The sequence below is a fragment of the Acinetobacter sp. ANC_7588 genome (genome assembly GCF_056783995.1).
Map to the genome: position 1 here is coordinate 99,323 of NZ_JBWYIU010000002.1, position 24,469 is coordinate 123,791.

Here is a 24,469-nt window from a genome sequence, read left to right on the forward strand (position 1 = left end):
CCATCCTTTGTCTGTCCTAAATGACCATCTTTCCGAGATGAATTTTTAATCGAATTATTCGAGGAGCTGATTCAAGCACGTTTTGAAAATTACGCTCTGTTACATTTGAGTGAGATTTATAGTCGTTTAGTGAAACTGAATGTAATTTTGGTTACAAAGACTATTTTTTCAAAAAAGTTTACTTTGAGGTTCAAAACAATTCTATAAATGATTATTTTTAACATAAAGTTACATTTGTCACTTAAACAGCGAAGTTGTAATTTTTTATTGCATAAAGAAGTATTAAATCAATAGTGAAAATAAGCATGAAGCCTATCATCGATATTGCACGATAATGGTGCATTATTGTTGAGTATTAAAAGTGTCTACGGTTCAATTTGATAAAACAAGAATAGAGCATGATCTGCTCGGTGAAAAAGCAGTTCCTTTCGATCGTTACTATGGGATTCATACCCTGCGAGCGATGGAGAATTTTCAGATTTCGCATCAACAGGTAGGTGAAAACATACATTTTATTCGTGCATTGGCGCAGGTAAAAAAAGCATCAGCACAGACAAATTTAAAATTTTCCAAATTGAGTCAAGACGTCAGTCAAGCGATTCAATGGGCTTGTGATCAACTGATTGAGCAGCCTGAAAGTTGGAAATCATCATTTCCAATTGATATTTATCAGGGTGGGGCTGGAACTTCTATTAATATGAATAGTAATGAAGTGGTGGCTAACCTTGCACTCGAGCATCTCGGCTTGCCTAAAGGTCAATATGATGTAATTCATCCAAACGACCATGTGAATAAATCGCAATCGACCAATGATGTTTATCCCACTGCATTGAGATTAGCAACATATTACAGTTTAGAAGATTTATTGTCTCAAGTTCGCTCATTAATCGCTGCTATTGAGATCAAAGCATCTGAATTTCAACACGTAATTAAAATGGGGCGAACTCAACTCCAAGATGCTGTACCCATGACACTCGGACAAGAGTTTCGTGCATTTGCGACGCTATTAAAAGAAGACTATCGCCTCATCCAAAAGATGCGTCATTTACTGCTAGAAATAAATTTGGGTGCGACTGCGATTGGAACGGGTGTGAACACACCTCATGGATATGCACTAGAAGTGGTTCAAACGCTTTCTCAAATTACTGGATTGAAATTACAAGGTGCTGAAGACTATGTTGAAGCCACCAGTGATTGTGGCGTATTTATTATTCTATCAAGTACTTTAAAGCGTTTAGCCGTCAAGCTCTCAAAAATTTGTAATGACCTGCGCTTATTAAGTTCAGGGCCTCGTACGGGATTAGCTGAAATTAGATTACCTGAATTACAAGCCGGCTCATCCATTATGCCTGCGAAAATCAATCCAGTTATTCCTGAAGTAGTGAACCAAATTGCTTTTAAAGTCATAGGTAATGATTTGACAGTGACCATGGCAGCTGAAGCGGGGCAATTACAATTAAATGTCATGGAACCTGTAATTGCACTGACCATGAATGAATCAACCAATTTATTAATTCAAGCAATGCAAACACTAGAAAACAAATGTATTCAAGGTATTACTGCAAATGAACAGACTTGTTACGATGCAGTGATGCGAAGTGTTGGTATCGTCACATTATTAGATCCGATTCTAGGTCATGCCAAATGTGATGAAATTGGGAAGGTTTGTCTTGCAGAAAATAAAACCATTCAGCAAGTTGTCATTGAGCAGAATCTTTTGACGCAAGAGCAGTTAAATCAAATTTTCTCTTTTGAAAATTTAGTGTCTGAGATCGCTGGTCATGTTGTCGATGATATGAACATGGACAAAGTAAGCTAATAGAGTAGATAGAATCTGAAAATCAATTGAATATGAATTGATGGCATATTTCGTTCAATGAGGTATGCCATTTTCATTGAAACTTTTAAGTATAATTTCTTAATTGAATGTTTATAATAATTAAAATTATGAGCCATCAATACAAACATTATAATTTAGAGAAAATGAATGAAAAGAATAGTAATAAGCACGCTGCTGTGTTCGATGTTGCTGGCATCCTGTTCAAAAAAAATAGAGGAACACTCTGCTGAAGCAGTTCAAGAAAATACTGCTGATACGCAAGTTGATATGCAAGAAGTGGCTGAACCAAATACTTCGCCCGTCCAGGAGCAAAAACCTGAGGTCATATTAAATCAAGAGGTTAATCCAGTTGAACTGACTCGTCGTATGGTTCGAGAGGCGCAAGTTAACTTTACTGTTAAAGATGTGGTGAAAAGCAGTTTAGAGATAGAAAAAATAACCCTTGAAGCAGGCGGATTTATTGAAAGAAAAGATATTGATTTCAATGTGGTTGATCTTAAACGTCAGAATATTTCAGAAGGTAAAGTAAAAGTATTTGAAAAAGTTGAACCTATATCTTTTATGGTGCTACGTGTACCGAGTGAGCGTGCCCCACATGTTGTTAATCAACTTTTACCTTTAATGTTTTTTCTGAATCAGCAACGCTATAGTGCACAACGTTTTGAATTGAAGCTTCTTCAAGAAAAAATGAATCAAGCACAGACTATTTCAAGTCAAGCACGACCAGCTCATTTGAATGAAATCACACGGCTCACTCAACTCGAAGTTCAAGACCGTGTTAAATTCAGTACGATCAGTTTACAACTGAATCAACCAACACTGGTCCGAGAAAGGGTTGATATTGATATTGATGCAGTGGCGCGATTAAATGGTGATCACTTTATTCAGCGTGCTTGGAATAGCATCAAATATGGCTGGCAATTTGTGCTCGATGTTTTGGTGTTTTTATTAATGATTTGGCCTTTTTATTTGATTGTCTTAATTGGCTTCTTGTTATATCGATGGTTAAAACCTTATTTTGATAAACTCAAATAAGCCCATGCCTCAATTTGGCTGAACTGAAGAAAGAAGTTTAGCCAAATCTTGCATTCCTTCGGTTGCTGATTTTGAGATACATGTATAGTGTTGTGGCACACGGCCGAGATCGGCTTTAGGGTCGATATAATACGCATCACAGCTTGGTGAAATACTGTGTACTAAGCTTGCAACAGGATAAACAGCTAAGCTTGTTCCAATCACAACAAAGATTTCAGCTTGCTGGCAAATCACTTCTGCTTCTTCAAAAGCGGGAACGGATTCACCAAACCATACGACATGTGGACGAAGCGGATATCCAGCGTCACAGAAGTCACGAGAAATATCCAGTTCAGTACCTTCAATTGTGTAAAATTTGTCTGTGAATTGAGCATCTGGCCCTGAGGTTTTGGCCAGTCTTATATTTCCATGAAGATGTAGTACTTTTTTGCTTCTAGCGCGTTCATGTAAGTCATCAATATTCTGCGTGATCACATGTACATCATAATGTTGTTCAAGTGCTGCAATCGCAAGATGTGCTGCATTAGGTTCAGATGCTAAAATTTTTTTTCGCCGTTCATTGTAAAAGCGCTGTACTAAAACAGGATTGTTACGCCAAGCTTCGGGCGTTGCGACATCCTCTATGCGATGGTTTTCCCAAAGTCCATCGCTATCTCGAAATGTATTGATACCACTTTCAGCACTCATACCAGCACCCGAAAAAATCACAAGCTTTTTTTTAGACTGATTCATCCAATCTCCATCCTATTGATTTTATGCCCACGTATGACGTCTGGATCAACTTAATATTCAAATATTCATTAGAGCTTATATAGTTTGATTCAGAAATTTAGAAATTTCTTGTGCGAATTTAATGGGTTCATTGATCAAAGGCGTATGCCCTGAGCGCTCAAACAGTACGATACGATGATTTTTAACCGATTCAGCAATGAGCTTTTGCCCTTGCGCTGGATAGAGTGCGGATTTAGCGCCGATAAAAAAAGTTGCTGGACATTCTAACTTTGAGATCGCGGCTCTGTAATCTTCTTTATGGTTTAGATAGTTGTCAATGTACCAACGCATATAGTCGAGACGTTGCATAGGGAGGATTAACTTTTGAATTTTCGGTTGATTGAGTGTTGTTTTAAAAATTTTAGCGCTCAATTGATGATTATCTTGTAAAGATAAAAATTTAACCCAAAGCTCGACTAATTCGCGGCTTAAGTGAGTAGGTAATTCACTCAGGTTTTGATAATTTTCATGTTGATGTAAAAAAGAAGAAAGTTCGATGAGTAGCTTTTTGAACTCTGGATAGCGATCGCCCAATAGCCCGAAACTCCAAGTTTCATCAGAAGGTATTTTAGGGGTTTGATCAATATGCAAGTATGCTTGGATTTGATCAGCAAATTGACCATATTGCATACCATGCATGGCAGTAGTTGCCCCCATAGAATAAGCAATCACTTTATATTGTTGTCTAGGGCGTTGACTAATCAATGCCTGAATATCGTTCCAGTGACTTGAAATAGCATCAGCATCTGGAATTTTACAATGCTTAGACCCACCAAAACCACGCCAGTCAGGAATAATAAATTTATATTTCTTTAAATTAAATGCAAAAAAAGGAATCCATTGCCAACTTTGCATTCCTAAACCAGATAGCACCAAAACAGGTTCACCTTGACCTATTTCACGAACATATAATTTTTCGTCATCTTGCATGGTATAAAATGGCATAGATATATCCTTTATTTTGTATTCATTATTTTCAATTGTGGAATTACACGTTCTAACCAACTGATCCAACCTTGCTCTAATTCAATGCCTAATTGAAGAATCATTTTATGAATATAGAGTGTACGATCATCATTATTTTTATTGGCAAAATCTTTGTCGTAAATCGCTTGGTATATTTTTAACTTATTTTTATGAATTTCTAAATGAGACTCCAATTCTGTCAGCACATTATTACCACCTAGTTGTGCTTCAGCTCTTAAACGCACCATCAATTCTTCTCTGAGTTGGGCAGGCTCACTATGCTGTACCATCCAATTGGCAAGTTCAGTTCGACCTAGAGCATCAACTTTATATTTTTTCTTTCTCGAGTTGGGATCACCTTCATCAATAGTCGAAATCCAACCTTTTTTTTGCATAGCATTGAGTTCACGATAGATTTGTTGGTGAGTTGCATTCCAAAAGAATCCCATAGAACGGTCAAAGCGACGTGCAAGTTCAATACCTGTACTTGGTTTTTCAATGAGACTGGTCAACAAAACATGTGCTAAAGACATAAATCATATATCGTAAAATGTTGAATCAACTTAATTATGCAACATGTTGCATAAAAAGCAAAATTAGAATATATATTTATGCAACAAGTTGCATGAAACACACAATAATAGCAAGCAAACGCGAGCCATGAGGTCAGAATGTCAAATTATCCAAACTTACTTGCACCACTAGATTTAGGTTTTACCACTTTAAAAAATCGTGTATTGATGGGTTCAATGCACGTAGGTTTAGAAGAGGTTGAAGGTGGCTATGAACGTATGGCCGCATTTTATGCTGAGCGTGCTCAAGGACAGGTCGGTCTTATCGTGACGGGGGGAATTTCACCCAACGATGCTGGTGTGACTTTTGCGGGAGGGTCAAAATTAGACTCGATTGCTGAAGCAGAGAAACATAAAATCATTACACAAGCAGTACATGATGCTGGCGGTAAGATTGCAATGCAGATTTTGCATACTGGTCGATATTCATACCAGCCTGAAAACGTTGCACCATCAGCAATTCAGGCACCAATTAATCCAGTTAAACCTCATGCTTTAAGCTCGGCTGAAGTTCATCAAACCATTGATGATTTTGCTAACTGTGCAAAGCTGGCTCAATATGCAGGTTATGATGGTGTTGAGATTATGGGGTCTGAAGGTTACCTCATCAATGAATTTATCGCAGCACGTACCAATCACCGTGATGACGAATGGGGTGGGAGTTATGAAAACCGCATTCGTTTGCCGATTGAAATTGTAAAACGTACCCGTGCAGAGGTGGGTGAAAACTTTATTATCATTTATAGACTTTCGATGCTCGACTTGGTTGAGGGCGGTTCAACGCTTGAGGAGGTCATCCATCTTGCAAAAGAAATTGAGAAAGCCGGAGCGACTATCATTAATACAGGGATTGGTTGGCATGAAGCGCGTATACCCACGATTGCAACGAAAGTACCTCGAGCAGCATTTACATGGGTGACAGAAAAGCTAAAAGGTGAAGTTAATATTCCATTGATTACCTCAAATCGTATCAATACCCCTGAAATGGCTGAACACGTGTTAGCTTCAGGTCATGCAGATATGATTTCTATGGCTCGCCCAATGCTTGCAGATGCAGAATTTGTACTAAAAGCTGAACAGGGTAGAAGTGACGAAATCAACACGTGTATTGGCTGTAACCAAGCGTGTTTGGATCATATTTTTTCACTCAGAATTGCGTCATGCTTGGTTAACCCACGTGCATGCCATGAAACTGAACTCATTTTTAAAGAAACCCATACGCCTAAAAAAATTGCTGTCATTGGTGCAGGTCCTGCAGGATTGAGTTTTGCTACTTATGCAGCTGACCGTGGTCATCAAGTCACCATCTTTGAAGCAGCCGATCAAATTGGGGGGCAATTTAATATTGCAAAAACGATTCCAGGAAAGGAGGAGTTTTATGAGACATTGCGTTACTTTAAGCGAAAAATTGAGCTGCAACCTTTAATTCAATTAAAACTTAATCATACTGCAACTTTTGAAGAGCTCAATACAGATCAGTTTGATGAAATTGTCGTCGCTACAGGTGTGACACCTCGACATTTAGATATTGAAGGAATTGATCATCCAAAAGTGTTGTCTTATATCGAAGTTTTAAGAGAGAAAAAACCAGTCGGACAGCGTGTTGCGATTATTGGTGCTGGTGGTATTGGTTTTGATGCTGCTGAGTATCTAACCCATGAGGGGGAAAGTGGAAGCTTGAATCCTCAAAAATTTTATGATGAATGGGGAATTGATACATCATATTCTAATGTAGGAGGTTTAAAACCTGCTCAATTAGAACAGCCATCACGTGAAATCTACTTATTACAACGTAAAGCCACTTCAGTTGGTGCAGGCTTGGGTAAAACAACGGGTTGGATTCATCGTACTGGATTAAAAAATCGCGAAGTAAAAATGATTCCAGGTGCAACGTATAACAAGATTGATGACCAAGGTTTACATATCACAATTAACGAACAAACTACCGTCTTAGACGTGGATCATGTGGTGATTTGTGCAGGTCAAGAATCATATACGGCTATGTTTGATCAACTTGAGCAGGTAGGTAAAAAAGTTTATTTAATTGGTGGGGCGAAAGAAGCGGGTGAGCTAGATGCAAAACGTGCGATTCGTCAAGGTGCTGAATTGGCTGCCAAGATTTAAGCCAGAAAATTTCTCTCCTGTATTCTACATTAAAGTGCGAGAAGAGGATTTGGAGAGGGTACTTAATTAAATGTGACTTCTCCTTGACATAGTATTCTCCCTTTTCTTCTAAAAGGTTGGACTGATACAACAAAAAGGACATAAAAATGACACTCGAAACCACACAAAAATCCATTCAACGTTGGCACCACATGCTTGAAACGCGTGATTTAAGTCTATTGAATGAGCTTTTGTCTGAAGAAGTCGTATTTAAATCACCCGTCGCATTTAAGCCTTATCCAGGCAAACAAGTTGTTACTTTTATTTTGACCAATGTGATTGAGATCTTTGAAAATTTTCGTTATCACCGTGAGTTCTATACAGCAGATGGGCTCAGTGTTGTGCTCGAATTTTCCGCAAATGTCGGTGAAAAAACATTAAAAGGGATTGATATGATCCAGTTTAATGAGCAAGGTCAAATTATTGACTTTGAGGTGATGATTCGGCCTAAAAGTGGTTTAGAGGCTTTGGCGTTGCAAATGGGCCAACGTATGGCTCAATTTCTACCAAAATAAATTAGGCATGTTTTTGGCTTATGAATTGGAGTAAGTAAATTCGGAGTCTGTATGAATCTTAATCAGCGTTTCAAGTGGATGCAAGAATTCACTCAAACCCAACTTGATCATTTTACTGGTGCAGCTATACCTTCAATCTATTTTAATCCGCAAGGTGAGTTAGCGCATGTGATTTCAAACTTGAAACGTCTGCATTATAAATATAGACCAACGCCGTGGCTCTCGAATACGCATGCTCACTTGGTGTATTTTGATAAAGTTCGAAAGAAAACCGTAAAATTAGAATATGACTTCATTGAACAGTTAACAATGTCTGATGGGGGAACAACGGGTATTGCTTGGTATGGCATGCATCTGCCTGCGGAAACACCTACTATTTTAGTGCTGCATACCATTACTGGAAGCCCAGCCAGTATGAGAGAATTGGTCAGAGACTTACATCAAGTAACTGGTTGGCGTATTGCATTGTGTTTAAGACGAGGGCATGCAGGTCTACCACTTTCAGTTCCTAAAATTAATCTTTTTGGAAACACGCAAGATCTAAGAGAGCAGATTGAACATATTCAACAGCGCTTACCATATTCTAAATTGTATGCAGTTGGGTCTTCAGCAGGAACTGGATTATTGGTTCGATATTTAGGTGAGGAAGAAAGCTCCACACCAATTCAAGCGGCTTTCGCACTTTGTCCTGGATACAATACGGAAACTGGTTTTTCAAATGTTCATCCTTTTTATAGCCGTTTGATGGCAAAAAAGTTAAATGCACATTTTTTAAAACCTTATGAGCAACATTGGCGAAATTTAGAAAGTTTAAAGCAACTGAGTGTTGCTAAAGATTTATTTGATTTTGAAAAAACATATTATCAGTTCGCTGGATTTGAAAATTATGACGCATATTGTAAAGCGACAAATCCCATCTATGTCTTTGAGAAGATTAGAGTGCCGTTGATGATTTTAAATTCGGAAGACGATCCAGTATGCCATATCCGCAATTTAGAGCCTTATAAAGAAGTGATTCAACATATGCCGAACATGGCAGTAGTGACCACAAAAAAAGGAAGCCATTGCTGTTTCTATGAAGGTAATAAAAATCCAGAATCTTGGGCACACAAATTAATTGCAGAATTTTTTTTAGAATTAGAGAAAGCCTGACAATTTTTGTTGTTTATAAATGAATAACAATTTGACTTTCATTTATGTTGACATAAAAAAACCGAGTCTTGTCACTCGGTTTTTTTAAATTCGAAAATTAGTTTTCTAAAGCAGGGGTAGCAGCAGCAATAGCAGCGGCAACAGCATCATCTTCAGATTGAGAACCACCTGTTGATGCACTTGGAGAAGGTGTAGGGCGTTCTACATTTTCAACAGCTGGTGCTGGGGCAGGATTCGTTTGTGCAGGAGCATCGCGGTATTCACGACGAATAGTCGCTGACGTATTGTTTGTTTCCTGATGCTCAATTTCAACTTGAGTTGGTGGCTCAGGTTCGATTTCTGGTTCAGAAATCTCAATGTTCTCAATTTGTTCTGCCTGTTCAGTTGTTTCAACAGTTTGTTCCTGTTCTTCTTCCTTAGGCGCTTCTTTTTTTACACATGCAGTAACGAGGAGTGCAGATAAGATTGCACCACCGATTAAAAATTTTTTATTCATAGTTGCTCAAAACAAACTAGCTAGATCGACTGACGTAGTATAACAGCAAATTAACAGATGAAAATCACTGAAAGTGTGCGTGAATCTTTATTGGAAATGATGATAGAATAACCAATTGTTTATTGTTCTTTGAATTGATGCGGATTGACTTTGCTTTATAGGTACAGAGTAAAGTAAAATTGCGCAACATTGCAGGCCGATTTAGGCTCGATTGTACGAGAAACCCAATGACCCATTTTATTTTCGTTACTGGTGGTGTTGTTTCATCACTAGGTAAAGGTATTTCAGCTGCTTCAGTTGCTGCACTTTTAGAAGCCCGTGGATTAAAAGTAACCATGGTGAAAATGGATCCATATATTAATGTCGATCCAGGGACGATGAGCCCGTTCCAACATGGTGAAGTTTTTGTCACAGAGGATGGTGCGGAAACTGACTTAGACTTGGGTTATTACGAACGTTTCTTGCGTCGTGCGAAAATGACCAAGCTTAATAACTTTACATCTGGTCGCGTGTACCAAGACGTTTTAAATAAAGAGCGTCGCGGTGATTACCTTGGTGGAACAGTTCAAGTTATTCCACACATTACAGACAATATTAAAGAACGTGTTCTTCGCGCTGGTGAAGGCTATGACGTTGCTATTGTTGAGATTGGCGGTACAGTAGGTGACATTGAATCTCTCCCATTCATGGAATCTGTTCGTCAGTTAATGGTTGAACTTGGTCACAAACGCACAATGCTGATGCATTTAACGTTGTTGCCATATATCAAGTCAGCTGCAGAGTTGAAAACAAAACCAACTCAGCACTCAGTGAAAGAATTACTCTCAATCGGTATTCAACCAGATATTTTGATCTGTCGTACTGAACACGATGTTGATGCTGATACAAAGCGTAAAATTGCGTTGTTCACGAACGTAGAAGCTCGTGCAGTTGTGGTGTGTAAAGATGCACGCACAATTTACGAAATTCCACGTACGTTCTATGAACAAGACGTTGATGATTTAATTTGCGAGCGTTTTGGTTATAACGATTTACCAGAAGCCGATCTTTCAGATTGGGATAATGTCGTAGAAGCACTATTAAATCCTGAGTACACTGTTCGTGTTGCGATGGTGGGTAAATATGTTGAACTTCCAGATGCTTATAAATCTGTAAACGAAGCACTCTTACATGCAGGTATCCAAAACCGCGTTAAAGTTCAAATTGATTATGTCAATGCCGAAGAACTAGAAAGCCAAGATGTAGCGGAAGTGTTGAAAGATGCTGACGCAATCTTAGTTCCTGGTGGTTTTGGCGAGCGCGGTACTGAAGGTAAGATGCAAGCGATTAAATTCGCACGTGAGAATGGAATTCCATTCCTTGGTATTTGCTTGGGTATGCAACTTGCGGTCATTGAATACGCACGTAATGTTGCTGGTATCGTAGATGCAACTTCAACTGAATTTAACCGTTCAACTAAATCGCCTTTAATTGGTTTGATTACGGAATGGTTAGACGAACGTGGTGAAGTACAACAACGTTCTGTAGATTCTGATCTTGGTGGAACAATGCGTCTTGGCGCTCAAAAATCAGAATTGGTTGAAGGCACTAAAACTGCAGAAGTGTATGGTTCAGTAGAAATTATTGAACGTCATCGCCATCGTTACGAAATGAATAATCGTTATATTCCTACTTTAGAAGAAAAAGGTATGAAAATTTCTGGTTATTCACCAATCCAACGTTTAGTTGAAACTGTTGAAATTCCTCAACATCCTTGGTTTATTGCTGTACAATTCCACCCGGAATTTACAAGTTCTCCACGTGATGGTCATCCATTATTTGCTGGTTTTATTGATGCTGCTAAAAAACAGTATCAAAAATCGAAATAATGAATGTCTTAGGACATAACTAGGAAGTTTAAATGTCACAATTAAAAGCACAAGAAATTGTACGTTTAGGCGATATACAAATGGCAAATCATTTGCCATTTGTATTATTCGGCGGAATGAATGTACTTGAATCAAAAGATTTAGCTTTTGAAATTGCAGAAACTTATGTTGATATTTGCAAACGTTTGGATATTCCATATGTTTTCAAAGCAAGCTTTGATAAAGCAAATCGTTCGAGCTTAAATTCTTTCCGCGGACCTGGTCTTGAAAAAGGAATTGAGTGGTTGGCTGACATTAAAAAACATTTTAATGTTCCGATCATTACAGATGTTCATGAACCATATCAAGCATCACCTGTGGCTGAAGTGGCTGACATCATTCAATTACCTGCTTTCCTTAGCCGTCAAACAGATCTTGTTGAGGCGATGGCAAAAACTCAAGCCATTATCAATATCAAAAAAGCGCAATTCTTAGCACCGCATGAAATGCGTCATATCTTGCATAAATGTTTGGAAGCCGGGAATGACAAGCTGATTTTATGTGAGCGTGGCTCAGCATTTGGTTACAACAACTTAGTTGTCGATATGCTTGGTTTCGACATCATGAAAGAAATGAATGTGCCAGTCTTCTTTGATGTGACACATGCACTTCAAACCCCAGGTGGTCGTGCAGATTCAGCAGGTGGTCGTCGCGCACAAATTACGACATTAGCGCGTGCGGGTATGGCTACAGGTCTAGCAGGTCTTTTTCTGGAAGGACATCCTGATCCAGAAAAAGCAAAATGTGATGGACCTTGCGCTCTTCGAATGTCTCAACTTGAGCCATTCTTAGCTCAGCTTAAAGAATTGGATACCTTGGTTAAAGGTTTCAAAAAATTAGATACACACTGATGCAGCGTTAGACGCATCGTTTTATTAATCAACTGAGGAATTGTTCATGAGCCAAATCGTTGACATTCGTGCACGTGAAATTTTGGACTCTCGTGGTAACCCAACCATCGAAGCAGACGTTATCTTAGCATCTGGCGTAGTTGGCCGTGCATGTGCACCATCTGGTGCTTCAACTGGTTCTCGTGAAGCTTTAGAACTTCGTGATGGCGATAAAGCACGTTACTTAGGTAAAGGTGTTAAAACAGCTGTGAACAACGTAAACACGTTAATCCGTGACGCGTTAGTGGGTAAATCAGTATTCGAACAAAAAGACATCGATAATACGATGATCGCTTTAGACGGAACTGAAAACAAAGAAAAATTAGGTGCGAACGCAACTTTGGCAGTGTCTTTGGCTGCTGCGCGTGCTGCTGCTGACGAAAAGAAAACTCCTCTTTTCCAATACATCGCAGACCTTCGTAACAACAGCATTTTAACAATGCCTGTTCCAATGATGAACATCTTAAACGGTGGTTCACATGCGGACAACAACGTTGATATCCAAGAGTTCATGATTGAGCCAGTTGGCTTCACTTCATTCTCTGAAGCACTTCGCGCAGGCGCAGAAATCTTCCATTCTTTAAAATCAGTTTTAAAGAAACAAGGTTTAAATACTGCTGTTGGTGATGAAGGTGGTTTCGCGCCGAACTTACGTTCAAACGAAGAAGCAATTACAGTTATTCTTGAAGCAATTGAAAAAACTGGCTACAAAGCGGGTTCTGACATTATGCTTGCGCTTGACTGTGCATCTTCAGAATTCTATAAAGATGGTCAGTACATCCTTGCTGGTGAAGGCAATAAAGCATTCACAAACAACCAATTCTCTGACTACCTTGCAGGTCTCGTAAACCAATATCCAATTATCTCTATTGAAGATGGTTTAGATGAATCTGATTGGGAAGGTTGGTCTTACCTAACTTCGATTCTTGGCGACAAGATTCAATTGGTTGGTGATGATTTGTTTGTTACAAATCCTAAAATCCTTCAACGTGGTATCAACGAAAAAGTTGGTAACTCTATCCTGATTAAGTATAACCAAATCGGTACGTTGACTGAAACTTTAGATGCGATCTATCTTGCTAAAGCAAATGGTTACTCTACAGTGATTTCTCACCGTTCTGGCGAAACTGAAGATTCTACAATTGCGGATCTTGCAGTAGGTACTGGTGCTGGTCAAATCAAAACTGGTTCACTTTGCCGTTCTGACCGTGTAGCGAAATACAACCAATTGCTTCGTATCGAAGAATTGACGAATGCTATTTACCGCGGTAAAGCTGAGTTTAAAGGTTTAAATTAATCGTTTAGATTATTTTGAATTTTAAAAAACCACTCTTTAAAGAGTGGTTTTTTATTTAATTTCTAAAGTTTATGTTTAAGCCTCAATTGAGAGAGTTTTGCTTCCAAAGATTGATGACTTTAAATACTTAAATCATTTCTTAATAATTTTGCAAAGTCGAAAACTTTCTGTTCAAGGGTTTTGCTAGAGTCTAAAGGGAAATTGTTAAAGAAATGGTTAGATACAGAAGTTTGATAAGTTATGAGGACTTTTTCTAATTCATAAAGTTCTAATCGTATTGATGATGTTGTAATTAAATTAACTTTATTGATACATCCAATCAATCTAATGTACTTGGACAAATGAGTGTCCCACTCAATATCGGGTTGATGATTGTCTGAATCTTGTTTTTTGTGCTTAAGTAATAATGATGAAACTAAAAATTGTGTATATGCGTCTGTAAGATCGATATATTGATCTCGTTTAGATTCAGCAATTTTATCAATTTTAATTTGTTTTACTGTATTCTTTGCTGTGCTTCTCAGGGAGAAAATTACGACAGCAGCACCAATTAATGCACCTAGAACCCCTAAAATACCTTGAATATAGGCTGCACGAATCGTTATCTCAAATTCATTCATTAATTGAAATCCTTTTTTATGAAGCTCTTAAGCAAATTGTTATGTTATCAAGCTATGAAATAAAAAGTGTAAATATAATGACTCTTGAATATTCAATAACTTTTGATATTTATCAGTAAGTATTTTTAAAAGAAATCAATCAATGTGAATTTGTTTAACATTTGCATATTTAACACAGTTACACATACTACCTTTCTTTGTTTTAGGGTATATTAGTGCTCTAATTTCATGATGTTAACTAAGCCTCAAATATAATGTTAGACGTCTTTAAAACTACTTCAAGTAAAGTGATTTTGCTGGTGGCAATAATTTTAATTGCCATCTTTCAATATCGCTTTTGGCTCGGTGAGGGAGGATATTTCCCTCATCAGGCGCTACTTCAGCAAATGAATCAACAAGCTGAAACAAATGAAGAGTTAAAAGAGCGTAATCGTATTCTGGCTGCTGAAGTGTATGATCTTAAAAATGGTGTTGAGGCGATTGAAGAACATGCACGTTTAGATCTTGGCTTAATTAAGCCTCATGAAACTTTTATTCAAATGAGTACCATCAGTACGAATTACAAGCCGATTTATATCGACCCAAATGCTAACGTAGATTTAAGAACCAATGAGTCTAGACAACCTGAATCTGAACAACCGTAAATTATGGGCTATTATTCCGGCAGCAGGTTCTGGTAGTCGATTTTCCAAATCAGCGTTAAAGCAATATCAAATTATCCAGAATAAAACTGTACTTGAGCATACTGTGGAACGTATTGCTCAATTGCCTATTGCTGGCTATGTATTGGCCATCTCAGAGCATGATAAATTTGCTCAGACACTTCAATTTGCTAAATCAGAAATCCTTCATTTCTGCTTAGGTGGTCAGGAGAGGGTTGATTCTGTACTTAATGGTTTAAAGTATTTAACCAATATTGCAGATGAAAATGATCTGGTGTTTGTGCATGATGCTGCTCGACCTTGTGTGAGCTTGAGTAATTTAGAATCTTTGATTCGCCATGTTATCGAATCTAAGCATAGCGCAATTTTAGCAACGCCTGTACGTGATACTTTAAAAAGAGTAGATCAGTCGAGTGCCATTGAAAAAACTGTTGATCGAAGTGCATTGTGGCAAGCACAAACTCCACAATTGTCGACCATTAAATTGCTAAAAACCTCGATTGAACATGCATTAACTCACAAGATCACAATCACGGATGAAGCGAGTGCGCTTGAATATGCTCATCATCCAGTAGATGTGGTGATTGGACGATCTGATAATATTAAAATTACTTATCCTGAAGATTTAGAACTTGCTCGTCTGATTCTTCAGTCACAGTCTGACTCGAAATAATTTAGTTTTATGTTTGGGACTTTGCTTAAATAGCCAAAACATTGTCTTATAATAACGCCACTTAGAATATGCAATTCAGCCAATGATACCTTCACAACAGTACCGTTTTTTGCGTCATGCCTTGAGAGATGGACGAACAATCAAACATGATTCGTCACGTTGGACTAAATTACATTTAGATCCATGGTTACTTGGTTTTTTGATATTAAACGCAGCTTTTGGACTCATGGTTGTTTATAGTGCAACCAATCATGATTCAAGCATGGTGATTCGTCAGGCGACCAGTTTTGGTATCGGTTTTATTTTGCTGTTTATTTGTGCACAAATTCCTCCAAAAGTTTATCAAATTGTCAGTCCTTATCTGTATGCATTTTCGATTGTGCTTCTGCTTTTGGTATTGCTAATTGGTGATGTCCGCTTAGGCGCAAAACGCTGGATTTCTATTCCTGGATTAGGGAGTGTGCAGCCCAGTGAATTTATGAAATTTACGATGCCACTCATGATGGCTTGGTTTTTCAGTCTGCGGACTTTACCACCCAAATTTATGCATATTCTCTTTGCATTATTTCTGATGATGATTCCTTTTGTTTTAGTCGCATTACAGCCTGACTTAAACATTGGATTAATTATTCCCGGAATTTTTGTCATTTTTTTAAGTGGTATTTCTTGGCGTTTGATTGGGGCTGTGGTCGCTGGGTTTGCAGTGGTTGCACCATTATTATGGAATTTCTTTCTACAGGAATACCAAAAAAAGCGAATTTTAACTTTATTTGATCCTGAATCAGATCCGCTAGGTGCAGGGTGGAATATCATTCAGTCTAAAATTGCGATTGGTTCTGGTGGACTATTTGGTAAAGGTTTTAATGAAGGAACACAGTCTCATTTAGGTTATCTCCCCGAACATCATACAGACTTTATTATGTCTGCTTATGCAGAGGAATTTGGCTTTTTTGGTGTGTTCGTATTATTTGTTATTTTTGCTGCGATCATTATTCGTTGTTTGATTATTTCCATGAACAGCTTCCATAATTTTGGACGTCTTTATGCCGGTGCGGCAGGTTTAACTTTCTTTTTCTTTGTGTTTTTGAACAGTGGAATGGTGAGTGGAATACTTCCAGTAACGGGTGATCCATTGCCACTCATGAGTTATGGTGGTACGGCAGTCATTGCAACGCTTGCAGGTATGGGCATTGTAATGTCTATACATACTCATCGCTAAAACATCTAGGGTTGACAGCAAATTTTCAACTCACATTCTGCTTACTCTCACATCTATTGAAACTTTGAGCTTCAATGATTGCTCTAATCAGTCATTACACTTTTATGCTGAAGAAGATGAAAGTGTAGATGGAAGTTGATCTATGCTATTTGAGAGAGTAACTCTAAAATAATTAACTTATTTCCTCATTTTTTTGTAATAACTAAATTTTTATCGATGGTAGAGAAAATTTGAGCTAAACAATGATCTTTGTAACGTTTCCCAAGCTAAAAATTCCTGTCTTAGCTGTTGTCTTAAACTTGGTGATCCATTTGTATAAAAATATTTTTTAAAATTGATTTTCGTAGATGTATAAAAAAATTAACTATGGCATATTAATTGCTGAATAAGAATTAAACGAATATTGCAGGAGAGAGGTCTTCTGTAGATCCGCCGAAGGAGCAACGACCCCGGAATCTCTCAGGCAAAAGGACTGTAATTATTCTCAATCATCTGGAGAGAAGTCTAATGATGTTTAGACTCACCGAAGGGGATGGAAATAATCATATGTTATGAAGATTTCCGAAGCTCTCAGGTACCGTGACAGATGGGGCATTGAAAATATAAAATTTTCAAGGAGCTTTTATGTCACATATTATGGTGATTGGTGCTGGCATTACAGGAATAACCACTGCCTACGAATTGTTAGAACTTGGTTATCAAGTCACGATTTTGGATAAAAACTTATATCCAGCAATGGAGACTTCATTTGCGAACGGAGGTCAACTTTCTGCATGTAATGCAGAGGTGTGGAATCAGAAAGCAACGGTACTGAAGGGTATCAAATGGATGACCCAAAAAGATGCACCATTATTACTCAACCCATCTTTTGATTTGCATAAATACGCTTGGCTGATTGAATTTATGGGTAATATCCAACACTACGAAGCCAACACACAAGAAACGGTAAGACTGGCATTATTGGCAAGAAAACGGCTGTTTGAAATTGCACAGAAAGAAAATATTCAATTTGATTTGGTAAAGCGTGGAATTTTGCACTTTTATCATAATCAGCAGGATTATGATGTCGCAATAAGAGTGAATGATTTGTTATGCAAAGGTGGATTAGAGCGTCACGCTGTTACAAATGGAGAAATTCACAGTATTGAACCAAGTTTGAAGGGAGAATATTACGGTGGTTTTTATTGTCCTGACGATGCCACAGGAGATATACACAAATACACCACGCATTTAGCCCAAGTGGTGGCGAATAAAGGTGGGAAATTTTTATACGGTGTAGAAGTTGAAGATTTAAATCTGGATCATTCAACAGAACAAGTTTCAGCTAAATATCGCGCTTGTGATCCTAAAAGTAGAGATATACCCGATGGATTTATTCAAGCTGATGCAATGGTCATTTGTGGTGGAGTTGGAAGCTATCATTTAGCACAACAGGCTGGAGATCGTGTCAATGTTTATCCAGTGAAAGGGTACTCGATTACAGTTCAGTTGAATGATGAACATAGCCAACAACATGCACCATGGGTAAGTTTATTGGATGAAAGTGCAAAAATTGTGACGTCGAGATTAGGTCGAGATCGTTTAAGAATTGCTGGTACTGCAGAATTTAATGGCTATAACCGAGACATCCGTATGGATCGCATACAACCTTTGGTTCATTGGGTGAATCGTAATTTTGATATTTCAACTGAGCATTGTGTCCCTTGGGCTGGATTAAGACCGATGATGCCGAATATGATGCCAGTGGTAAGACAAGGGAAGCATCCGAGAGTCTTTTATAATACCGGTCATGGGCATCTGGGTTGGACGCTGTCAGCTGCAACTGCTGCAATGATCTGTTTAGAAATTTCACAGAAAATAGCGGCTTAATGAAGAAAAGCCACAATAGCGTGAAAACTATTGTGGCAAATACATTTATAGTCGAGTGAAAACTTGATCTGCATTCAAACGAGATTTAGGTAATTTGGCATTAAAATCTTTTTCACTTCGATAACCAAGTGCCAATAGCACTGATGGAATCAGGCCTTTTGCGTCAAGATTTAACTCTTCAGCGATAATTTTTTCATCGAATCCTCCAATTGGAGTGGCATCGATACCTTCTAAACCTGCAGCAAATAAGGTTTGCCCAAGTGCAATAAAAGTTTGATTTTCAGACCAGCGCTGGATATCGCCTTTTTCGTTGCGATAATAATCAACATAGCCTAAGCGCGTATCTTTTTGAGCTTGTTTTGCTTGGTCATCTTTAAAACGACCACTGATTTCATCTTGATTTAATAATCGATCTAGATGAGAGTCTGTAATGTCTTTATGCGTACAAAACAGAATTGTGTGTGAAGATTCAAGGACTTTGGGTGCATTATAAACATACTTACCAACCAGTGCTTTAGCAATGCGCTGTTTGGCTTCATCAGTTTCGATGACAAAGAAATGCCACGGTTGAATATTGATAGATGAAGGTGCGAGCCTTAAAGATTCCAATAATTTTTCAAACTTTTCTTGAGGGATCTTTTTTGAAGAATCGTATGCTTTGGTGGTGTAGCGAGATTGGGAGATGTTTAACAAATCCATATTATCCTCCGATTATTCACAATATATTCATCTAAAAATTTTAAATGACTCTGAACTTAAATATTTTCTATAGTTGATGCTAAATGATATGAAAAATCTGACTTGTCTTTAAATCAATAGGCATATTTTAAATCAGTATATTTTTCTAATGACATTGCAATTTGTTGGTTGATAAATGCGCGCACATCTTCTTCAGTCATAGGTTGACCATTCTTGCTGATATTATGTTCGATCGGTGCTTGGTCTGCGGCCTTAATTTTGTAGACAAGGTGGGTGATCAATTCGTAATCGTTATTATGGTTTACGATGTTAGTCACATATTGATATGAATGCTCAAAGTTGAGATCTTGATGGGAAAATATAAATTGTTCAAAGATTGTCAATGCGGCGCCATCAGCAAGATTTTTGAGTTCATCAATAATTGTGGCATCTAGCCGTACATCATAACGTTCAGAGATTGCTTTACCATCGATTAATAATGACACTTTATCATCTTCATGGTGTTGAACAGTAATATTGCTGAAATTAGACATGACAAACTCACGAATTGAATTGAGTCGTTATTATCATATGCAAAAAAACTTAAAGCAAAACATACTGATTAATATTCAAACATTGAGTGAAATTTCAATTTAAAGGTTGATGAGATCATTATAAAAATAGAGGAACTAATAAGACCATGTTTTCAGTGTCAGATCATTGATTGACTGCTTAGAGAATTTCGATTGATTAATTTCCAAAATTTGAGCTTGATCCAAACGCCAGTCGCCTAAAACAATTCTTCTTTTATCTTGAGAGATATGGATTTGAGGGCGATGCGTATGACCATGAATTAGTAAATCAACTTCTTTCAATGCATCGTGGACAGCATCTTGATTTACATCCATGACATCATAAGATTTAAATTCTTTTGATTCGTGGCTTTTTTTTCTAAATCCATTTGCAAGTTGAGTACGAAAAGAAAGTGGGGTATTCCGCAGTATCCAAATGATGAGTGGATTTCTGATTATTTTTTTAAAACGTTGATAGGCGACATCGTCTGTACACAGTGAATCACCATGTTCTATACGAATTTGGACGTCATTTATTTTTAAGTTAGAGACTTCGGACAATAAGATGCCACCAAATTTATTTAAAAAAATTTGATTCAGCGCAAAATCACGATTGCCGACAGAAAATAAAACTTGATTTCCCTGAGCAGTAAATCTTTTTAAGCGTTCAACGATTTCATCGAGCCAAGGAGCTGTATAGTCATCACCAATCCATGCATTAAACCAATCACCTAAAATATAGAGTTGGGTTTGCTGGTCTTGATAATGATCTAATAAATCTAAAAACCCTCGAACGAGTCGAGGGTGTTCAGGTGACAGGTGTAAATCTGAAATAAACAGATAGGTCACTTAATATTCCTTATTTGCCTACATCCCCATCAACTTTAGATGGCGAAACGATCCCTTGAACATGATATTCGTTTTAAAGCAGTGCTTGAAAACTTAATAAGTTAGGGAGTAGGTTTCTTATTCAGAGAGAATTTTAGCAGATTCGATCACAACGTTTTCTAGTGGAACGTCAGCGTGGTAGCCACGGTTGCCAGTGCGAACACTTTTGATTTCATTAACAACGTCCATACCTTCTACAACTTTACCAAATACTGCATAACCCCAACCTTGAGCTGTTTTACCCGTATGGTTAAGGAAAGCATTGTTTTTCACGTTAATGAAGAATTGTGCAGATGCTGAGTGAGGAGCTTGAGTACGTGCCATAGCAATCGTACCTTCGTCATTGCTTAAACCGTTGTCAGCTTCATTTTCAATAGAATCGCGAGTTGCTTTTTCTTTGAAGTTTTCATCCATGCCACCGCCTTGGATCATGAAACCGTCAATTACACGGTGGAAAATTACGCCATCATAAAAACCATCACGAACGTACTCTAAAAAGTTAGCAACAGTTTTAGGTGCTTTTTCAGAGTTAAGCTCTAGAACAATACGTCCTTTATTGGTGTTTAATTCGACTTGAGGAAAACTCATTCTATAATCTCCTGATCATGGACAAAAAGCCATGGGTTTGTGGTTGAGAGAAGCATAAGCAAACTGTAAACTACAAGGCAAGCAAAAACGTTATTTTCTTTGTTAATAATATGAAGATAGCGTTTTAATTATCCTATTTTATCTTATAGAAGTGATTTATCAACTATGAAGCCGAATGATGTTGTTTCATCCCTGCCAAATACCCCGACGACTAACAATCCATCAGTCGATGCTGCGCAGCAAGAACAACAACCGGGCTTAGACTTTGTACGTCAAGTAATTACAGAAGATCTTGCAGCAGGGCGTACAGATAAAGTCGTGACGCGCTTTCCACCAGAGCCTAATGGTTATTTACACATTGGACATGTTAAAGCGATTTGCCTGAATTTTGGTATTGCAGAAGAATTTTCTGGTTTATGTAATCTTCGTTTTGACGATACAAATCCAGATGCAGAAGAACAAGAATATGTAGATGGTATTGCGAACGATGTTAAATGGCTCGGTTTCGACTGGAATGGTGAACCACGCTACGCATCAAGTTACTTTGATCAATTGTATCAATGGGCGATTCAATTAATTAAACAAGGTGATGCATATGTCGATTTGCAATCTCCTGAAGAAATTAAGCTGAATCGTGGAAATTTTGTAGAACCAGGTAAAAATTCTCCGCAACGTGATGCAACGGTTGAAGAAAACTTAGCACGTTTTGAACAAATGCGTAATGGTGAGCTTGGAGAAGGCCAAGCAGTACTTCGTGCCAAGATTGATATGGCATCACCGAACGTACATATGCGTGATCCAATTCTTTACCGTGTTTTACATTCTGAGCATCATCAAACAGGCGATACGTGGAAAATCTATCCAATGTATGACTATGCTCATCCTTTGTCTGATGCGATTGAAGGCATTACGCACTCGTTATGTACGCTTGAATTCCAAGACCATCGCCCGTTCTATGATTGGGTTATCGCTAAGGTAAATTCTCCAGCAGTTCCACGCCAGTACGAATCAAGCCGTTTGAATGTTGATTACACCATCACCTCAAAACGTAAATTACGTAAGCTGGTCGAAGGTGGTTACGTCAATGGTTGGAATGATCCACGTATGCCTACAGTCGTGGGAATGCGTCGTCGTGGCTTTACTCCAGAAGGCTTACGTGATTTCTGTAAGCGTGTGGGCGTATCTAAAACTGATGGTATTGTCGATGTTGCAATGCTTGAATTCTGCATTCGACAATCATTAGAAAATACTGCTGCACGTGGTATGGCGGTATTGAATCCTCTTAAAGTGACATTGACCAACCTTCCAGAGGATATGGATTTAACACACGCACGCCATCCAAATGTTGATATGGGTGATCGTGTAATTCCACTGACTTCTGAATTGTATATTGATCGTAAAGATTTTGAGGAAGAGCCGCCTAAAGGGTTTAAACGCTTAATTCCTGGTGGTGAAGTCCGTTTACGTCATGCTTATGTGATTAAATGTGATGAAGTGATTAAGGATGAAAATGGCGAAGTTGTTGAACTTAAATGCTCTATCGATCCGCATACTTTAGGTAAGAATCCAGAAGGTCGTAAAGTCAAAGGTGTTATTCATTGGGTATCTGCAAATAAAGGGATTCCTGCTGAAGTTCGTATTTATGATCGTCTATTTACTGAAGCCGCACCTGATGCGGACGATGATTTCTTAGCGAATTTAAATCCAGATTCTCTAAAAATTGTTCAAGCGGTAATTGAGCCTGCTTTAGCTCAAGCGAAACCTGAAGATCGATTCCAATTCGAGCGTGAAGGTTATTTTGTCGCTGATCAATTTGATCATACTGTTGAAAAACCTGTCTTTAACCGTATTTTGGATTTAAAAGATAGTTTTAAGCCTGCAAAATAAAGTTTGGTAATATCAAAAAAAGCCTGATTGATTCAGGCTTTTTTTTATTCAAATTTAGGTTAATAAATAATTTTTGTGATTAAATTCACATGATTAGATAAAGGTGAGTATTTAAGAATAATTTAATAAGTTATAAATAAAAACTAAAATAACATTATATTTCAAATATATATTTGACTATTTGGATTTTCAAGCGCATATTTAATTCAACCGAAAGGTTAATTTGAAACTTTGTTTTCCTCGAAACCCTGCTTAAGCGGGGCTTTTTTTTGATTTAGTTTCTGATGTTGCTGTAAAGCGATATACACAGGGCCTTTCAGTTTGCGCTGATCATTTAACTTTTTCTTAATATAAAATACCAAAGCAAAACAGGTGGTTGCTAAAGTTAAAAGAAGACTATTTAAGTAGCTCATGAGTGAGCTGATATAACCAATAGTGGTGAGTCTATTCATCATTTTGATGACTTGTGGACTACTTTCGATGCCCGTGATCGCCCAAGAACATAAGTGTTCACAATTATTAATAATGAGATGATAGTTATTTTCATGCATTCGAGAGCGCATTCGTCTTACGACAGCACGACCTGAATATTTGGGGGTGCTATAATGCCGAATCGTAATTTTTTTGCCATGTGCAAATTTTTGCAGAGATGTAATTTCGATCGGATGTTTTTTAAAGAGATGAGCAAAACCTGAATAATGAATAACACGACCCTTACCCACATAAATACCATGATGTGAATAACCAAAATGCTTAACAATTAAGTGAGCACCAAGAGGGAATGTTTTGACGTGTTTATGCCGCATTTATAAAATATTCCAATAACTTTACAGATGTACATTTATTGAAAGAGAGTCCACAGTATAACCGAATTGGAAATAAATAATGAGGTATAAATACAATATAAGCACCCTAAAAAAGGTGCCTAAATTTTTTATTCAACTCAAATGAAGTTATGAGAAGAAAGCATTTTGTGCTTCACAATTTTTAATTGCATCTTCTTTAGGAAGCTGTTTAATTTGCTCTTCAAACTCGATTTTTTGACGATCTATGGCAGTTTGAGGAATACCGCTCTCTTTCGCTAATTTTTCAATGTTGCCCCAAACTTCCTCACATGCTGAAGGTAGCTTATTACAACCACTAAGCGATATGAAAGTCGCCCCTAAAATAATGAATAGAATATTTTTCATTGAATCCCCAAATGTATTT

General features: G+C 37.7%; 24 protein-coding genes and 1 riboswitch. Of the genes, 13 read left to right on the forward strand and 11 right to left on the reverse strand.

All coding sequences use genetic code 11. From position 1 onward, the window contains the following. The first annotated feature begins 361 nt into the window (after positions 1 to 361). Positions 362 to 1,819, forward strand: coding sequence for an aspartate ammonia-lyase (locus tag AC1M9J_RS02640; RefSeq protein ID WP_481595360.1), 1,458 nt, complete (start codon positions 362 to 364; stop codon positions 1,817 to 1,819). 168 nt (positions 1,820 to 1,987) lie between these two features. Next, positions 1,988 to 2,875 (forward strand): DUF4349 domain-containing protein, encoded by an 888-nt coding sequence (locus AC1M9J_RS02645; protein WP_481951823.1) that lies wholly within the window; start codon positions 1,988 to 1,990, stop codon positions 2,873 to 2,875. A gap of 9 nt (positions 2,876 to 2,884) precedes the next feature. Here the strand turns inward: AC1M9J_RS02645 and AC1M9J_RS02650 are convergent, their stop codons facing one another. The 3 genes from AC1M9J_RS02650 to AC1M9J_RS02660 form a co-directional block, all read right to left on the reverse strand. Beyond that, positions 2,885 to 3,607: an SIR2 family NAD-dependent protein deacylase gene (locus AC1M9J_RS02650; RefSeq protein ID WP_481951824.1), complete on the reverse strand. Its 723-nt coding sequence runs from the start codon at positions 3,605 to 3,607 to the stop codon at positions 2,885 to 2,887. A 75-nt stretch (positions 3,608 to 3,682) separates the two neighbouring features. Continuing rightward, positions 3,683 to 4,591, reverse strand: a complete 909-nt coding sequence (locus AC1M9J_RS02655) for an alpha/beta fold hydrolase (RefSeq protein WP_481595358.1) — start codon at positions 4,589 to 4,591, stop codon at positions 3,683 to 3,685. An 11-nt stretch (positions 4,592 to 4,602) separates the two neighbouring features. Then, a complete protein-coding gene (locus tag AC1M9J_RS02660; RefSeq protein ID WP_092766380.1) occupies positions 4,603 to 5,145 on the reverse strand; it encodes a PadR family transcriptional regulator in 543 nt (180 codons plus the stop codon). Between the two features lie 138 nt (positions 5,146 to 5,283). On the opposite strand from AC1M9J_RS02660, the gene AC1M9J_RS02665 reads away from it, so the two are divergent. The 3 genes from AC1M9J_RS02665 to AC1M9J_RS02675 all read left to right on the forward strand — a co-directional run bounded on the left by AC1M9J_RS02665 (position 5,284) and on the right by AC1M9J_RS02675 (position 9,014). Further along, complete coding sequence (locus AC1M9J_RS02665; RefSeq protein WP_481951825.1) at positions 5,284 to 7,308, forward strand: 2,4-dienoyl-CoA reductase FMN-binding domain-containing protein; 2,025 nt, start codon at positions 5,284 to 5,286, stop codon at positions 7,306 to 7,308. A 146-nt stretch (positions 7,309 to 7,454) separates the two neighbouring features. Further along, entirely contained in the window at positions 7,455 to 7,862 is a 408-nt protein-coding gene (locus tag AC1M9J_RS02670; RefSeq protein ID WP_035263736.1) for a nuclear transport factor 2 family protein, read from the forward strand. A gap of 51 nt (positions 7,863 to 7,913) precedes the next feature. Then, a complete protein-coding gene (locus AC1M9J_RS02675) occupies positions 7,914 to 9,014 on the forward strand; it encodes a YheT family hydrolase (RefSeq protein WP_481951826.1) in 1,101 nt (366 codons plus the stop codon). 97 nt (positions 9,015 to 9,111) lie between these two features. On the opposite strand, the gene AC1M9J_RS02680 is transcribed toward AC1M9J_RS02675, so the two are convergent. Beyond that, the gene (locus AC1M9J_RS02680) at positions 9,112 to 9,510 is read right to left on the reverse strand and encodes an internalin (RefSeq protein WP_481587524.1); all 399 of its coding nucleotides are present in this window, start codon (positions 9,508 to 9,510) and stop codon (positions 9,112 to 9,114) included. Between the two features lie 227 nt (positions 9,511 to 9,737). Between AC1M9J_RS02680 and AC1M9J_RS02685 the strand changes: the two genes are divergently transcribed. From AC1M9J_RS02685 to eno, 3 genes are read left to right on the forward strand one after another with little or no spacing between them, the layout of a single operon-like run. Continuing rightward, complete coding sequence (locus tag AC1M9J_RS02685; protein ID WP_035263731.1) at positions 9,738 to 11,378, forward strand: CTP synthase; 1,641 nt, start codon at positions 9,738 to 9,740, stop codon at positions 11,376 to 11,378. 32 nt (positions 11,379 to 11,410) lie between these two features. Further along, positions 11,411 to 12,268: a 3-deoxy-8-phosphooctulonate synthase gene (gene kdsA / locus AC1M9J_RS02690; protein ID WP_481951827.1), complete on the forward strand. Its 858-nt coding sequence runs from the start codon at positions 11,411 to 11,413 to the stop codon at positions 12,266 to 12,268. 46 nt (positions 12,269 to 12,314) lie between these two features. After that, positions 12,315 to 13,604 carry a phosphopyruvate hydratase gene (eno, locus tag AC1M9J_RS02695; RefSeq protein ID WP_092766375.1) on the forward strand — a complete coding sequence of 430 codons (1,290 nt, stop codon included), beginning with the start codon at positions 12,315 to 12,317 and terminating at the stop codon, positions 13,602 to 13,604. Between the two features lie 119 nt (positions 13,605 to 13,723). Here the strand turns inward: eno and AC1M9J_RS02700 are convergent, their stop codons facing one another. Beyond that, positions 13,724 to 14,224, reverse strand: a complete 501-nt coding sequence (locus tag AC1M9J_RS02700) for a hypothetical protein (RefSeq protein ID WP_481951828.1) — start codon at positions 14,222 to 14,224, stop codon at positions 13,724 to 13,726. 254 nt (positions 14,225 to 14,478) lie between these two features. On the opposite strand from AC1M9J_RS02700, the gene ftsB reads away from it, so the two are divergent. The 4 genes from ftsB (at position 14,479) to AC1M9J_RS02720 (ending at position 18,647) form a co-directional block, all read left to right on the forward strand. After that, positions 14,479 to 14,868: a cell division protein FtsB gene (gene ftsB, locus AC1M9J_RS02705; RefSeq protein WP_035263725.1), complete on the forward strand. Its 390-nt coding sequence runs from the start codon at positions 14,479 to 14,481 to the stop codon at positions 14,866 to 14,868. Further along, complete coding sequence (gene ispD / locus AC1M9J_RS02710) at positions 14,834 to 15,559, forward strand: 2-C-methyl-D-erythritol 4-phosphate cytidylyltransferase (protein ID WP_035263723.1); 726 nt, start codon at positions 14,834 to 14,836, stop codon at positions 15,557 to 15,559. The genes ftsB and ispD overlap by 35 nt, the downstream gene beginning before the upstream one ends. An 82-nt stretch (positions 15,560 to 15,641) precedes the next feature. Further along, positions 15,642 to 16,778: a rod shape-determining protein RodA gene (rodA, locus tag AC1M9J_RS02715; protein WP_092766373.1), complete on the forward strand. Its 1,137-nt coding sequence runs from the start codon at positions 15,642 to 15,644 to the stop codon at positions 16,776 to 16,778. Positions 16,779 to 17,174: 396 nt separating this feature from the next. Further along, a riboswitch (glycine riboswitch) is annotated at positions 17,175 to 17,263 on the forward strand. 139 nt (positions 17,264 to 17,402) lie between these two features. Continuing rightward, positions 17,403 to 18,647 carry a D-amino acid dehydrogenase gene (locus tag AC1M9J_RS02720; protein ID WP_481951829.1) on the forward strand — a complete coding sequence of 415 codons (1,245 nt, stop codon included), beginning with the start codon at positions 17,403 to 17,405 and terminating at the stop codon, positions 18,645 to 18,647. Between the two features lie 45 nt (positions 18,648 to 18,692). Here AC1M9J_RS02720 and nfsB read toward each other — a convergent pair whose 3' ends face one another. From nfsB to AC1M9J_RS02740, 4 genes are all read right to left on the reverse strand, one after another. Then, positions 18,693 to 19,346 (reverse strand): oxygen-insensitive NAD(P)H nitroreductase, encoded by a 654-nt coding sequence (gene nfsB / locus AC1M9J_RS02725; RefSeq protein ID WP_035263717.1) that lies wholly within the window; start codon positions 19,344 to 19,346, stop codon positions 18,693 to 18,695. Positions 19,347 to 19,459: 113 nt separating this feature from the next. Beyond that, the gene (locus AC1M9J_RS02730) at positions 19,460 to 19,879 is read right to left on the reverse strand and encodes a hypothetical protein (protein ID WP_035263715.1); all 420 of its coding nucleotides are present in this window, start codon (positions 19,877 to 19,879) and stop codon (positions 19,460 to 19,462) included. Between the two features lie 135 nt (positions 19,880 to 20,014). Then, complete coding sequence (locus tag AC1M9J_RS02735) at positions 20,015 to 20,746, reverse strand: UDP-2,3-diacylglucosamine diphosphatase (RefSeq protein WP_035263713.1); 732 nt, start codon at positions 20,744 to 20,746, stop codon at positions 20,015 to 20,017. 117 nt (positions 20,747 to 20,863) lie between these two features. Then, positions 20,864 to 21,373 carry a peptidylprolyl isomerase gene (locus tag AC1M9J_RS02740; protein ID WP_481591059.1) on the reverse strand — a complete coding sequence of 170 codons (510 nt, stop codon included), beginning with the start codon at positions 21,371 to 21,373 and terminating at the stop codon, positions 20,864 to 20,866. A 165-nt stretch (positions 21,374 to 21,538) separates the two neighbouring features. On the opposite strand from AC1M9J_RS02740, the gene AC1M9J_RS02745 reads away from it, so the two are divergent. Continuing rightward, the gene (locus AC1M9J_RS02745) at positions 21,539 to 23,260 is read left to right on the forward strand and encodes a glutamine--tRNA ligase/YqeY domain fusion protein (protein WP_481595352.1); all 1,722 of its coding nucleotides are present in this window, start codon (positions 21,539 to 21,541) and stop codon (positions 23,258 to 23,260) included. Positions 23,261 to 23,478: 218 nt separating this feature from the next. Here the strand turns inward: AC1M9J_RS02745 and AC1M9J_RS02750 are convergent, their stop codons facing one another. Next, entirely contained in the window at positions 23,479 to 24,066 is a 588-nt protein-coding gene (locus AC1M9J_RS02750; RefSeq protein ID WP_481591057.1) for a lecithin retinol acyltransferase family protein, read from the reverse strand. 147 nt (positions 24,067 to 24,213) lie between these two features. Next, positions 24,214 to 24,450 carry a hypothetical protein gene (locus AC1M9J_RS02755; protein WP_092766368.1) on the reverse strand — a complete coding sequence of 79 codons (237 nt, stop codon included), beginning with the start codon at positions 24,448 to 24,450 and terminating at the stop codon, positions 24,214 to 24,216. Positions 24,451 to 24,469: the final 19 nt, after the last annotated feature.

Excerpts from the sequence above, each read along its gene's own strand:
- ftsB (WP_035263725.1), top strand. The coding sequence starts at position 14,479 with ATGTTAGACGTCTTTAAAACTACTTCAAGTAAAGTGATTTTGCTGGTG.
- AC1M9J_RS02670 (WP_035263736.1), top strand. The coding sequence starts at position 7,455 with ATGACACTCGAAACCACACAAAAATCCATTCAACGTTGGCACCACATG.
- AC1M9J_RS02700 (WP_481951828.1), bottom strand. The coding sequence starts at position 14,224 with ATGAATGAATTTGAGATAACGATTCGTGCAGCCTATATTCAAGGTATT.
- AC1M9J_RS02660 (WP_092766380.1), bottom strand. The coding sequence starts at position 5,145 with ATGTCTTTAGCACATGTTTTGTTGACCAGTCTCATTGAAAAACCAAGT.
- AC1M9J_RS02750 (WP_481591057.1), bottom strand. The coding sequence starts at position 24,066 with ATGCGGCATAAACACGTCAAAACATTCCCTCTTGGTGCTCACTTAATT.
- AC1M9J_RS02655 (WP_481595358.1), bottom strand. The coding sequence starts at position 4,591 with ATGCCATTTTATACCATGCAAGATGACGAAAAATTATATGTTCGTGAA.
- nfsB (WP_035263717.1), bottom strand. The coding sequence starts at position 19,346 with ATGGATTTGTTAAACATCTCCCAATCTCGCTACACCACCAAAGCATAC.
- AC1M9J_RS02665 (WP_481951825.1), top strand. The coding sequence starts at position 5,284 with ATGTCAAATTATCCAAACTTACTTGCACCACTAGATTTAGGTTTTACC.
- AC1M9J_RS02730 (WP_035263715.1), bottom strand. The coding sequence starts at position 19,879 with ATGTCTAATTTCAGCAATATTACTGTTCAACACCATGAAGATGATAAA.
- rodA (WP_092766373.1), top strand. The coding sequence starts at position 15,642 with ATGATACCTTCACAACAGTACCGTTTTTTGCGTCATGCCTTGAGAGAT.
- AC1M9J_RS02680 (WP_481587524.1), bottom strand. The coding sequence starts at position 9,510 with ATGAATAAAAAATTTTTAATCGGTGGTGCAATCTTATCTGCACTCCTC.
- AC1M9J_RS02745 (WP_481595352.1), top strand. The coding sequence starts at position 21,539 with ATGAAGCCGAATGATGTTGTTTCATCCCTGCCAAATACCCCGACGACT.
- AC1M9J_RS02720 (WP_481951829.1), top strand. The coding sequence starts at position 17,403 with ATGTCACATATTATGGTGATTGGTGCTGGCATTACAGGAATAACCACT.
- AC1M9J_RS02645 (WP_481951823.1), top strand. The coding sequence starts at position 1,988 with ATGAAAAGAATAGTAATAAGCACGCTGCTGTGTTCGATGTTGCTGGCA.
- AC1M9J_RS02740 (WP_481591059.1), bottom strand. The coding sequence starts at position 21,373 with ATGAGTTTTCCTCAAGTCGAATTAAACACCAATAAAGGACGTATTGTT.
- AC1M9J_RS02755 (WP_092766368.1), bottom strand. The coding sequence starts at position 24,450 with ATGAAAAATATTCTATTCATTATTTTAGGGGCGACTTTCATATCGCTT.
- AC1M9J_RS02650 (WP_481951824.1), bottom strand. The coding sequence starts at position 3,607 with ATGAATCAGTCTAAAAAAAAGCTTGTGATTTTTTCGGGTGCTGGTATG.
- AC1M9J_RS02685 (WP_035263731.1), top strand. The coding sequence starts at position 9,738 with ATGACCCATTTTATTTTCGTTACTGGTGGTGTTGTTTCATCACTAGGT.
- kdsA (WP_481951827.1), top strand. The coding sequence starts at position 11,411 with ATGTCACAATTAAAAGCACAAGAAATTGTACGTTTAGGCGATATACAA.
- ispD (WP_035263723.1), top strand. The coding sequence starts at position 14,834 with ATGAGTCTAGACAACCTGAATCTGAACAACCGTAAATTATGGGCTATT.
- AC1M9J_RS02675 (WP_481951826.1), top strand. The coding sequence starts at position 7,914 with ATGAATCTTAATCAGCGTTTCAAGTGGATGCAAGAATTCACTCAAACC.
- eno (WP_092766375.1), top strand. The coding sequence starts at position 12,315 with ATGAGCCAAATCGTTGACATTCGTGCACGTGAAATTTTGGACTCTCGT.